Genomic DNA, 12554 nt, shown 5'->3' on the forward strand with positions numbered 1-12554 from the left:
AGAGCCGGCTGAACGGCAAGAGCCGGGAAGCGGTGGAGACCAATGAAAAAATAGAAAGACTGCTGCTTGCCGTACACTCGGCCTTCAATTCCCTCATGGAAAGAAAAAGGGATTTCGATGCCGCCGCGGTCAGGGACATGTTCCAGGGCAATGCGGGCATGCAGATGACCCTGCTCAAACTTCTCGACCGGCATAACGGGGAAATGAAGGCCCGTGTCGGTGTGGACCGTGCGCCCACCACACTCTCGACCTACCTCTTCACCTACCGCACGCTTTCCGAATTCATCAAGGCGAAATTCAAGGTTCCGGACCTTGTCTTCGGGCAGCTCAACGAGCAGTTCATCCGCGACTATCAGGATTTCATCCTTCTGGAAAAGGGATATGCCGTGGACACGCTTCGCGGCTACCTGGCCATCTTGAAAAAGATCTGCCGCATCGCCTACAAGGAGGGCCACTCGGAGAAATACCATTTCTGCCACTTCAAGCTGCCCAAGCAGAAGGAGACAACACCGAAAGCACTCAGCCGTGAGAATTTCGAGAAGCTGCGTGATCTGGAGATACCGGAAAAACGCAGGTCACATGTCATCACCCGGGACCTCTTCCTCTTCGCCTGTTACACCGGCACCGCCTATGCCGATGCGGTAAGCATCACCCGGAAGAACCTCTTCCGGGATGACGAGGGCAGCCTCTGGCTGAAATACCAGCGAAAGAAAACCGACTACCTCGGACGTGTCAAGCTGCTTCCGGAAGCCGTCGCGTTGATTGAGAAATACCGGGACGATACCCGCGAGACTCTTTTCCCGCCGCAGGACTACCACACGCTCAGGGCCAATATGAAATCCCTGCGCCTGATGGCAGGGCTGAGCCAGGACCTTGTCTACCACATGGGACGGCATTCTTTCGCCTCGCTGGTCACGCTCGAGGAGGGAGTGCCGATAGAGACCATCTGCAAAATGCTGGGACACTCCAACATAAAGACCACCCAGATATACGCGCGCGTAACCCCGAAGAAGCTGTTCGAGGACATGGACAGGTTCGTCGAGGCAACCCGCGATTTGAAACTTATCCTTTAATCCCTAAACAATCATTATCATGCGCAGTACATTCAAGCTCTTATTCTACATCAACCGTAACAAGGTGAAATCGGACGGCACGACCGCCGTCCTCTGCCGGATCAGCATCGACGGAAAGAAATCGGCAGTCACGACAGGCGTCTATTGCAAACCCGGGGACTGGGACAGCAAGAAGTGTGAAATCAAAACAGCCAGGGAGAACAACCGCCTTGCCGCCTTCCGCAGCCGGTTGGAAGAGGCGTACGGGAACCTGCTGAGGAACCAGGGAGTGGTCACGGCCGAACTGCTCAAGACCACCGTGTCAGGCGCCAATTCCGTACCGGAATACCTCCTGCAGGCCGGAGAGGTGGAACGCGAACGGCTCAGGGTCCGCTCCAAGGAGATCAACTCCACTTCCACCTACCGCCAGTCGAAGACCACCCAGCTCAACCTCAGGCAGTTCATCGAATCCCGCGGGATGAAGGACATCGCCTTTTCGGACATCACCGAGGAGTTCGCCGAATCGTTCAAGGTCTTTCTCAAGAAGGAACTGGGACACAGGAACGGACACGTGAACCACTGCCTGTGCTGGCTCAACCGGCTCATCTACATCGCCGTGGACCGGGAAATACTAAGAGCCAATCCGATAGAGGACGTGGCATACGAGAGGAAAGAAACACCTAAACTAAGGCATATCAGCCGCAGTGAACTGAAGCGGATGATGGAAACCCCGCTGCCCGACCCGATGATGGAGCTGGCACGCAGGACGTTCATCTTCTCCTCGCTGACCGGTCTGGCCTACGCGGATACGAGGGCTCTCCATCCCCGTCACATCGGAACGACTTCGGAAGGAAGAAGGTATATCCGCATCCGCCGCGCCAAAACGGACGTGGAGGCGTTCATCCCGCTGCATCCCATAGCCGGACAGATACTGGAGCTTTACAACACCACGGATGACGACAGGCCGGTATTCCCGCTGCCGGTCCGCGACGTCCTCTGGTATGAGGTACATGGAATGGGCGTGGCATTAGGCATGAAAGAGAACCTGTCCTACCACATGGCCCGGCATTCGTTCGGGACCCTGACACTGACCGCAGGTATTCCGATAGAGAGCATCGCCAGGATGATGGGCCACACGAACATCGACAGCACGCAGGTCTACGCCCAGGTCACCGACCGGAAGATATCCTCGGACATGAACCGGCTGATGGAAAGAAGAAAGCCCGCGGCCGGCAAGGAAGCCGCAGGCTAAATAAAAACTGCCGCCGGAATCGTAAATGCAATTCCGGCGACAATCCTTAAACTTAAATACGATATTATACCAATGCAGGGTGATAGTTCTCCTCCAGCAGCCTCTCGATGTCCGACTGCCTGTACAGGATCTTCCCGCCAAGCTGGATATAGGGAATCCGTCCTTGGTCCCTGTAATCCTGCAGGCACCTGCGGCTGATCTTCAACATCCCGGAAAGCTCCCTGTCGGTCAGGAACCGTTCCCCGTTGAAGGGAGGACGGTTGTCACGGGCAAGACGTTCCACTTTTTTCTCCATGTCGTCCAGCAGGGCAAAGAACCTGCGGACACGTTCGTTCTCCTTGTCGATAATGCCTTCCATCTCTTCCGCTCTTTAAAGGTTTCCGTTCTTCCTTCTTTCTCTCACCTCCTTCTCCTTGCGTCTGATGCCGACGTAGACCATCAACTTCTCCACATCCCCGGGCTTGTAATAGAACTTGCGCTGGAGGCGGGTGAACGCCAGCCGTCCGGTATCGCGGAGAGTCTGCAGGGTACGCGGCGAGATGTCAAGGCGCAGGCAGACATCCTGGCCGTCCAGTCACTCTCCGGGTTCCTTACAGCGGTTTCTCTCATACAATCTGTCCACACGTGCGGACAGGTTCTCGGCGCGCGCCAGCATCCTCTCAAGGACACCGGCCTCGATGTAGCATATTTCCATATTTTCAACTCGTTTAAATATCAGTGCGAATATAAGGGAAGAAACCATGAGAGGCAAGCACGACCGGCACACTGGCAGGAATAGTCATGGATAGTCGGTTTTTGTCATATGGGAAGGAAAAAGAAAGCCGAAGCAGGTCTGGATCCACTACCCCCTTTGGGTATGTGAAAGGAACGTTGTGGTGAAAGAAAAAACTCCTTTTCACACATGGATGAGGCAATGCCGGAAGTCCGGCAATAAAAAATGTGGCTTCTCTATCCGGGTAAATGCCATGATTACAGACTTCTTCCTGTTCCTATACCATCAGGTCGGTTACCTTCAGGTTAACAACTTATCCAACCTGTGATAGATCCGGATGTGAAAAGATTACTTTGGCTGGCTATTACAATATAATAAGTAGAATCATGTCAAATCTACTGCTGCTATTGTTTGTTGATAATGGCTGGCAGTAGAACAAACTTTCGTTAAACCAATACGTTCATTCTTTATTATCAAGTTTTTAGACTACCTTTGTATTTTATTAACTCATTTACCAAACATTATGGGACTACTCAAACCGAATCAAGTTTTGAACAAAGCATATAGACAGGTTGCGATTGAAACAACAGATTTTGACTTATTCAAAAATGCCCTTCGCACATTGAGAGACAATATTGTGGATGGGCAAAGAGAACACACGCAAAAAGAACATTTACGTAATTTTCTGAGTGAAACGTTCTACAAGCCATACTACATGGCTCCCGAAGAAGATATTGATTTGGCTATCCGATTGGATAAAACTATCAAGTCCAATATAGGGTTATTGATTGAAGTAAAGAGTACCACCAACAAAGGTGAGATGATTTCTAATGACAATCTTAATCGTAAGGCTTTGCAGGAATTATTGCTATACTATCTTAAAGAACGTGTCAATAAGAAGAACAATGATATTAAATATCTCATCGCTACTAATATTCATGAATTCTTTATTTTTGATGCCCATGAGTTTGAACGCAAATTCTATCAGAACAAACAATTACGTCGTGAGTTTCAAGACTTTGTGGATGGACGCAAAACCAGTAACAAAACCGATTTCTTCTATACTGAAATTGCAACAACCTATATTGAGGAGGTGAAAGATAGCCTTGAATACACTTACTTCAACTTACAAGACTATCAACACCTGCTTGATAGAACAGACAGTAGCGCTTCACGCAAACTTATCGAACTTTATAAGATATTCAGCGATACACATCTTTTGAAGCTATCGTTCCAAAATGACAGCAATTCGCTCAACCGTGGATTCTACACTGAGCTGCTACACATTATTGGTATTGAGGAACGCAAAGAGAATAATAAAACCGTGATTGTACGCAAAGCTGTGGAACGGCGTGACGAGGCTTCATTACTAGAGAATACTATTAACCAACTGGATGCAGAAGATTGTTTGCGTCACATAAATGGTAGTTTGTATGGGAATGATTATGAGGAACGGTTATTCAATGTTGCAATGGAATTGTGTATTACTTGGATGAATCGTATCCTTTTCTTGAAACTGTTGGAGGCTCAGATGTTGAAATACCACAATGGAGATGCAATCTATAAATTTCTTTCAATAACTAAGATTCATGACTATGATGATCTCAACACACTCTTTTTCCAAGTGCTTGCACGTGACATGGGCAGCCGCACACACTCCATTATGCGTGATTTTGCTTACGTTCCCTATCTTAACAGTTCTCTTTTCGAGGTGACAGATTTGGAAAGTAAAACAATTAAGATAAACAGCCTTTCACAACGTACGGTACTTCCTGTCTTGGCGAGTAGCGTATTACGAAATAAAAAACGCAATCTACAAGTCAACGCATTACCCACCCTGCAATATTTGTTTGCTTTTCTCGACGCTTATAACTTTGCGAGCGAAGGCAGTGAAGAAGTGCAAGAAGAGGCTAAAACACTCATCAATGCTTCTGTTTTAGGGCTTATATTCGAGAAAATAAATGGTCACAAGGATGGTTCAGTATTCACTCCAGGCTTTATCACTATGTTCATGTGCCGTGAAGCAATCACCAAGACCGTGTTGCAAAAGTTTAATGGTTATTATGGCTCAAATTATTCAAGCCATTCGAATCTTGTACCAAACAAGCTTGTGTGTTAAAAATATTTGCTGCTTTTTGAGATAAAAGAATATTTGCTTCTACCGTTATTGCATCGAATATTTTTATACCTGCAAAATCTACCAACATAATAGGATTGGTCTTGCTTGCGAAATAACCTCGCAAGGCTTCACCATACCCTGCACGCATCCATTTATTAGACGTGATATAGCAAAGAAAACCATTGGGAGTAAGCAGGTTCATACCCAACTCATAGAAGAGGCAGTAAATATCACCAGTGCGTGCATAAGTTATGTAACCCATGCATTCTAATACATCGGCACTCTTACCCATAGATTGTAACTGAATGTAAGGTGGATTGCCAATGATACAGTCAAATCCCAAGAAGTTGCCTTCGGCATCGAGTACTTCTGGAAACTCTATACGCCATTCGAATGCACCAAGATAAATTTTGTTGGAGCGTATTTCCTCAAATATATTTTCTAAAGTCGCAATTTCTTTCTTTAAATCGGCAATGCGCTTGTCCGACGCTTTCTTTTCCTTTTTTGTCGGTTCAAACAGTTGAGGCGCTTGTAAGTTTGCCAACTCAGAGCGGCGTTTGTTCAATCTAACCAATCGTGCATCCCGGCGGTTGATCTCTGTTTTCAGTTTCGACTTGATTTCTGTTATAAACGTTTCCAAATCCTGCTTTTCGCTTTTACTTTGGGCATTTTTATATTTAGCTACAGCCTCCTTATATTGGCTGATGCTGATACTAGACTCTCGCAGTACGGTCTGAATACTGTCTGTCAAAGCGAATCGGTGAAGCAAAGAATTTCCACATTTGATGTTAATGTCGATATTTGGTAAGGTTTCTAAATAAGTGTAATTACTTTCAGCCGTATAGTAAGCATTCTTCAACAATTCAATCCACAGTCGTAGGCGGCAAATCTTCACAGAGTTGGGGTTAATATCAACGCCAAATAAACAGTTCTCAATGATTTGACGCTTCTCCTTGAAAAGAGTTTCCTGCATGCGGCGACTTTCCGCATTGAGTGGGTTGTAAGCAAATAAATTACCTTCGGTATCGGTAACAATCAGCTCGTCATTTTCAATGGCAAGTTGATAGTCCGCTTTGCGGATACGCTTACCGGTAGCATCTACCAAAATACCTAATTCGTATTTCAAGAGTATCAGTTCATTGAGAGCAGACACAAGAAAGTGACCCGAACCAACAGCTGGATCACACAGTCGCAAACTGTTAATTAGTTCATTAGCTTCGACTATATTGTCAATATGGTTGTATAGTTCTATACGGGTGGTACAATTCCAGCGATTTCGTGCAGCAACAAGGCGTGAAGTGTAACTTTGCAGATTCTATCCCATGGGTGATATTGTCTCCCATTGAACAGAGCATCAAGCAGAAGATTGAGTCTGTGGGAATACCCTTGAAGGATTGGAACATCCAAATCAACTATGGGATAAAAACTGGTTTCAATGATGCTTTTATCATTTCTACCGAAAAGCGTGATGAGATACTAGCGAATTGTCAAACAGAAGATGAACGTGTTCGGACGGCTGAACTTATACGACCGATTCTTCGTGGCAGGGATATCAAGAGATATGAATATGAATGGGCGGACTTGTGGATTATAGCCACATTTCCTTCGCGGCATTATGATATAGAAAGTTATCCTGCGGTGAAAAATTATCTTCTGTCAATTGGCATAGAGCGTTTAGAACAAACAGGAGAAACTCATATTGTTAATGGCAAAAAAATAAAAGCCCGAAAGAAAACTAGTAACGAGTGGTTTGAAACACAAGATAGCATCAGTTATTGGGAGGATTTTTCTAAGCCAAAAATTGTATGGAAAATAATCGGAAACCAAATGGCTTTTGCATATGATGCCAACAATTATGTAATGAACAATGCCTGTTATATTATGACAGGCGATCATTTGGATTATCTGTTGGCAGTATTGAACTTTTCCAATAACTGAAGTAACCTTCGTGTAATCATACGAGTCTGTGATTTCCTGCGTTTACGCAGTTTGCTATAAGCAAGATAGGCACGGCGTACATCAAGATACTTGTTACGGGGACGTTGTATGTGCAAGGTCTGGCAATGTTTGCACAGATGACGATGAAGCCATACAATACCTTCCCATAAGAGTTTGGTATCAGTAGGAAAACGCAGATGACTTTCATAACAGGTGGCATCGGTCATACAGACATGAAGGTTCTCAAGATAAGGTTTCCAATGCTCGGCAAGAATGAGCTGGAGGGGCTCAACGTCAAGGCGATGCGCTAGTTCCTGACGAATTGCACTAACGATTTTAGGATTGGTTAGTGGATGAAGCGGATCAATCTGAACACCACAAAACAACTGGTAATGAATATTACCGTTTAAATGCTCAATCAGTTGTGCATCGGAAAAGTTGGTATAGGACTTCAAGACCATCAAGGCTATTTTACCTTCGGGAGAAAAATAACTTTTACGACCCAAAGCAGAGGACTTCAAATGCATTTGTCGGGCCAGTTCCGAGAAAGGAAACAGAGCATGGAGGCGACCTAATTCACTCGTTGCAAAACTTTGACGATATTTTTTTAGCATATCGAACTCGGTAAAACCTAAACGAGGTTCGATTTCTGAGATTTTTTGTATCTTTACCATGTGTTTTTATTTTAGATTACCCCCGTTTTGGCCGTCAAACCTTTTTTTGGGGGGAATGCTTAAAGATACAAAAAAGGCAACTAACTCGCAATGAATTAGTTGCCTTAAATTTTATTATTTTAGGAATATCCCTGTTTTAATGATTGGTGTCTGGAACTGGTTGAGGAGTTATACTATAGACATTTACTGAATGTCCCTGTATAGTGTCGATAATATTAAAGAAAAACTTGTTATCTCCCTATATGCCAAAGGAATGAGCGTGTCAGACATAGAAGAGGAGATGCGTGAAATCTATGAGATAGAACTGTCCACATCAGCTATTTCCATCATCACGAACAAAGTCAACCAGGCTGCTCAGGAATGGCAGAACCGCCCTTTGGATCCGGTCTATCTCATCGTTTGGATGATTCTACCTATTTTGACTTTTCAGCCTATTAATTGTTTTGGTAACTTCGTTCATTAGCTTTTGATTGGAAGTTCTAAATGTGTTAAGTTCTTTGATTATATCTGCTTTATTATAGTATAAATTATACCAGCCTAATGTTTCAGCAGCCAATATGCGAAGTTCTTCTTCTTGGCTTTCATTTTTTATAATGTTCAGTAATGGCTCAATAGCTTTAGCAATAGGTTTATTTCGGAACCTACTTATTTCGCTTTGTATCTGTTTGGTAGTACTTTCCGGACTGTCAATAAGTGCAAAATCTCTTTCAAGTCCTTTCTTTTGGCGAGGAAGGTATTCTAACAATTCATTCACATAGGAAGAATCGTAGAAAGACCAATCGGCAGCCTGTTTCTTCAATTCATTCAAAGCCATATCATGGTCGAACGTGTTGATAGCACTAAAAATTCTGAAACGATGGCGGTTTTCATGTCCGCGTAATAAATAGCTTTCTATCCATGCCGGCAACAATTCCGGATTGCAATTCTTTTCAACGTATTCCACCGCATAACGACGGATCAGTTCATAACTGTCGTTCATGGCTGTCTGCAATACATCGGCAACCTCTGTCGGATAGTTCAAAGCTAATAGGCGTAATGCTTCCAACCGCACAACGAAATAGTTCGATTCGTGGTAACTTTTCTTCAGCAACTCAACGAGACCACTATAATTTGCCATTGACAATTGACGGAGCGCCATTGCCTGCATGTCAGCCATAGGGGAATTCAGCTGTTTTTTCCAGAATGTAACATTTCCTTCCTGCGCAACTAAAGCTTGGTTGATGTCCATATCCAGCCCGGCATTATTGGTGAAGTGAAAAGTCGGGTCACCGATCAGATGATTTTCCAAGAAGCAGGTAAAACGAGTGAACTGCCCGATGCGCATACCGGCAGCTAACAAGCCGAGAAATTCATCCGGCCATTTATCTTGAATGGTGTTAACCGTACATCCCATAGTAGCAATGGTCTTACCCTTATTGAATATATAAGAGCCTACAATGTTGTCATCCAAATGGAAAGAACCGTTGAAACAAGCATCGAACAATATAAAACGCGCATTAGGAGTCAAAAGACGAATATCTTCAGTATAGATATCCATATTACGGTTTACAATGGAATCCGATTTTATTTTCTCCTCATCGAAAGCTTCCGCACACCAACTTTCAGGCACCCCATACTGCTTGGCATATTCTTTGATAGCAGCTTCACGCCCATGTTTCTTGGCGTATGAAGGCACTTTGCTTCGCAAGAATATTTTGGCATTCTCAATACTCAAATTAATACCGGAACCATTTTCATAGCCATTGATATACTGCATGGTGGGGCCACCGTGGTGATGGAATAGCATGACATCTAATCCTTCGCGCTGAATCTCGTTCAAGTATAATGGTTTCATCGGATAGCGCATGTTAAAATCATAGAACTTCACTGTATTACCCGATTTGAATATTTGCGGCAATTGCTCACGTAAGGCTATTTGCTCACCGCTCCATGCCAAAGGATCTTCAGAATTGTAACCATGGCCACGGGCCATAGTCAGTTGGTCAAATGCATTTTGCTTTGCTTTTTCGGCAACTGCCTTTTTTAAGTAATCGCGTAGCATCTGATAACGGTTCTCACCTTCTAAATGTAATGGACGGATACGGGCCGAATAAATATCCGGTGAAATATACTGTTTAGAATCAGCACGCAATGTCATATAATGATAGTCAGGTATCAAACTGTCTTGTTTAATATAATCAAATTTTAATCCGAAGTCATCATAATAACGGTCGGAAGGAACGCTTGATTTCTGCCAATTGGCTTTGGGAGACCTTTTGAAAGCCGAAGATAGATGATGTGCATCACGAATCATTGGAATAGGGATGTCACCTATAAATACGCAACCCTCCAAAGGCGTTTTCTCATTCTCATGCAATTTGACAAGTTGCTCACGAATAGGTTCGGGCCTTTTCCAATCATCAATTAGCAAGTAAGTACCTAAACCTTCTTTTTCTATACTGGTACGATAAGCATCAATTTCACTTTTCGCTTCATCATAACTTTTCTGATCGACTACAATTGCAAAAGTAGTCTTTGTTTTTATACTAGGATGTACAACTGTTTGCGCCTGCATATCCTGTAAGCACAAAGCGGTAATTGCCAAAAGGATGTATTTATTCATATTTATAAACTTAATCTTTTGATTGTCTGTTCAAGCTCTGCTTTTAAATCTTCCGGAAGATTGGCTGTTTGTTGCATCTTCTTTATTTCTTCAAGAATGTGTGGCCGTTGTACAGAATTAGTAAACCAACCTAATGCTTCGGCCATTACTACACGTACTTCCTGTGGATTACCGGCATCACGAATTACATTCAAATAATCATCCACGTGGAAATGGAATGTATAGTTACGCACATTGCGGATTGCACTGATACGTTTTGCTTCCGGTGCAGCTACATCCATCAAGGTCTGATGGACTTTTGCCTCTTGTACAAACATTCTTTCCAGGCTTCTTAGTAATCGTTTTTTCTCTTCGTTTTCATTCAAACGGTCAACTTTTGCATAAAAGTCTTCTATTGTCTTTTCTACTTTCTCTTTCGGATAAAGGCTTAAAGCCTTGTTGGCACTCATTTGTACGCGTAAGCGTTCATTATGTTCGACCAATGCTTCCACAATAGCGGGCAATAAGGAATCGTCACCTACAAATCCAGCATAAATGGCACTTTGGCGAGCTACCATTTCATAAGTATCGTTCAAACCTTCGCGTAATGCTTCGATGAAGTTGTCGTCCTGATAACGGCTCAACAACTTGATAGCTTCCATACGAACCGTATTGAAGCCACTTTCCCGGTACTTCTTCAGGAGCAACGGAGATAATTCCTTTTGGGTATCGGCGTCAGCCAGCATACGCATGGCCAAACTTTGTACATCAGCGTATGGGCTGTTTAACAAATTCTTCCAATAGGCTTTGTCATCTTTGTGTATTGTTATATCGGTACTTAAAGTATTGGCTTCGATAGGAGCAAAACGGAAAGTGGGATCACCAAACAAATGACCTTCAAGTGATGCGATTAGCTTATTGTATTGCCCGGCTCGTACACCATGGGACAACAAACCAATCATTTCAATAGTCCAGCGGTCTTGCAATACGTTACGGGTATTTCCTTGTGCTACTAATGTCTGACCGTCATTAAAGATATATTGTCCTGCTATATAGTCGTTTTCGTGAAAAGAACCGTTGTAGCACGCATCAAACATTATCATCTTCGGATTAGTGGAAAGATTTCTCTTCATTAAATCTTCCGTTACGATACGTTCATCAGCGTAGTGAAGAGAGTCTGCTTCCCAGAACTTAGGATTGTCCAGGTCTTTAAAAAACACCTCATTCACTTGTCGTTTTTCCTGCATCTGAATACGTAAGGTGTCTTTGTCACGTTTTCCAACATGGGACATGACTGCATTATAAAGTGTACTCTTCAACATTTTATAACGATTATTGAAATCAGTGCATGCCAATTCATCATTAATAAGCTGCCCTGTTGGCATTCCATGTTCATGAAACATAAATAAGTCAAGGTCCTTTCGTTGCAATTCGCTGAATAACTTATATTTCATAGGGTGTTTCATTCGGAAGTTCCAATGTTTGAATCCCATTTGACGACCAAAAGCTAATGGAAAGTTCTCCATATAAGCTTTTTCGTCATCCATCCATACAATCAGGCAATCGGAATTGTAAGAAGCACCATTGAATGAGAATACCCGATCTAATTGATTATGCTTATCTGCCTTGGCAGCAGCAGCTTTCTTCAGATATGAGGCAATGGCCGCATATTTATCCCCTTCCTTTTTTTCCGGATACTTGATACGAGCTGAATAGAAAGTAGGATTTAGCCGCTGGGGACTGTCTTCTGTCAATTTGTAGTAGAAATGCTGATGATTTACTGAGTCTTGCCTGATGAACTCAAACTTTAAGTTCAGATCATCATAAAAGCGGTCGGTAGGTACGGAAGACTGATCCCAAGGAAAGGCTTTCTCATTCATTTTGAATGCAGTAGTCATGTGTTGCGCATTACGTACCAATGCGACAGGCACATCGCCGATTAAAACCAGACCTTCCAATGAAGGGCATTCTTGATATGTTTTGATGATTATCTGTTTGACTTGATCTGGATTTTGCCAGTCACCGCTGATCAGATAAGTTGCCAAACCATCATCTTCAACCGCAGTTTTGTACTGATGCATGGCATCTTTGGTATTTGCATAAGTTTGGTTATCTGTTATGATAGCAAAAGCGGTAGGTTGTTTGACCAATGGCTTTATGACTGTTGTTTGTGCATTTCCTGCCAATGGCAAAAGAAATGCCAGATATATTATTTTTTTAATCATG

9 protein-coding genes and 3 pseudogenes are annotated in these 12554 nt (G+C 43.5%); 6 read left to right on the forward strand and 6 right to left on the reverse strand.

Annotated features, from left to right (window positions below):
• Nucleotides 1-1073 (forward strand): site-specific integrase (locus KTR07_RS11210; protein ID WP_217315409.1); only part of this gene is annotated, 1073 nt, incomplete at its 5' end.
• A 19-nt stretch (nucleotides 1074-1092) separates the two neighbouring features.
• On the forward strand, nucleotides 1093-2304 hold the full coding sequence (locus KTR07_RS11215; protein WP_004311260.1) for a site-specific integrase: 1212 nt from the start codon (nucleotides 1093-1095) through the stop codon (nucleotides 2302-2304).
• A gap of 64 nt (nucleotides 2305-2368) precedes the next feature.
• On the opposite strand, the gene KTR07_RS11220 is transcribed toward KTR07_RS11215, so the two are convergent.
• The gene (locus KTR07_RS11220; RefSeq protein ID WP_004311261.1) at nucleotides 2369-2662 is read right to left on the reverse strand and encodes a helix-turn-helix domain-containing protein; all 294 of its coding nucleotides are present in this window, start codon (nucleotides 2660-2662) and stop codon (nucleotides 2369-2371) included.
• 12 nt (nucleotides 2663-2674) lie between these two features.
• Nucleotides 2675-2878: a helix-turn-helix domain-containing protein gene (locus KTR07_RS11225; protein WP_032849094.1), complete on the reverse strand. Its 204-nt coding sequence runs from the start codon at nucleotides 2876-2878 to the stop codon at nucleotides 2675-2677.
• Nucleotides 2879-3176: 298 nt separating this feature from the next.
• On the opposite strand from KTR07_RS11225, the gene KTR07_RS11230 reads away from it, so the two are divergent.
• Both KTR07_RS11230 and KTR07_RS11235 read left to right on the forward strand, forming a co-directional pair.
• Nucleotides 3177-3344 carry a hypothetical protein gene (locus KTR07_RS11230; RefSeq protein ID WP_004311262.1) on the forward strand — a complete coding sequence of 56 codons (168 nt, stop codon included), beginning with the start codon at nucleotides 3177-3179 and terminating at the stop codon, nucleotides 3342-3344.
• A 195-nt stretch (nucleotides 3345-3539) separates the two neighbouring features.
• Nucleotides 3540-5111 (forward strand): annotated as a pseudogene (locus KTR07_RS11235) (class I SAM-dependent DNA methyltransferase); the annotation flags it as partial.
• Here KTR07_RS11235 and KTR07_RS11240 read toward each other — a convergent pair.
• Nucleotides 5068-6330, reverse strand: coding sequence for an Eco57I restriction-modification methylase domain-containing protein (locus KTR07_RS11240; protein WP_371737208.1), 1263 nt, complete (start codon nucleotides 6328-6330; stop codon nucleotides 5068-5070). The pseudogene KTR07_RS11235 and the gene KTR07_RS11240 overlap by 44 nt on opposite strands.
• A 179-nt stretch (nucleotides 6331-6509) precedes the next feature.
• On the opposite strand from KTR07_RS11240, the gene KTR07_RS11245 reads away from it, so the two are divergent.
• The gene (locus KTR07_RS11245; RefSeq protein ID WP_371737210.1) at nucleotides 6510-7073 is read left to right on the forward strand and encodes a TaqI-like C-terminal specificity domain-containing protein; all 564 of its coding nucleotides are present in this window, start codon (nucleotides 6510-6512) and stop codon (nucleotides 7071-7073) included.
• Here KTR07_RS11245 and KTR07_RS11250 read toward each other — a convergent pair.
• Nucleotides 7058-7747: pseudogene (locus KTR07_RS11250) on the reverse strand (transposase); the annotation flags it as partial. The gene KTR07_RS11245 and the pseudogene KTR07_RS11250 sit on opposite strands and share 16 nt — an antisense overlap.
• Nucleotides 7748-7979: 232 nt before the next feature.
• On the opposite strand from KTR07_RS11250, the pseudogene KTR07_RS11255 reads away from it, so the two are divergent.
• Nucleotides 7980-8153: pseudogene (locus tag KTR07_RS11255) on the forward strand (transposase); the annotation flags it as partial.
• A 3-nt stretch (nucleotides 8154-8156) separates the two neighbouring features.
• Here KTR07_RS11255 and KTR07_RS11260 read toward each other — a convergent pair.
• A complete protein-coding gene (locus tag KTR07_RS11260; RefSeq protein WP_004311265.1) occupies nucleotides 8157-10349 on the reverse strand; it encodes a hypothetical protein in 2193 nt (730 codons plus the stop codon).
• A 2-nt stretch (nucleotides 10350-10351) separates the two neighbouring features.
• Nucleotides 10352-12553 (reverse strand): HEAT repeat domain-containing protein, encoded by a 2202-nt coding sequence (locus KTR07_RS11265; protein ID WP_011108060.1) that lies wholly within the window; start codon nucleotides 12551-12553, stop codon nucleotides 10352-10354.
• Nucleotide 12554 lies beyond the last annotated feature (1 nt).

This window comes from Bacteroides sp. MSK.20.82, assembly GCF_019052485.1.
GTDB lineage: Bacteria > Bacteroidota > Bacteroidia > Bacteroidales > Bacteroidaceae > Bacteroides > Bacteroides thetaiotaomicron.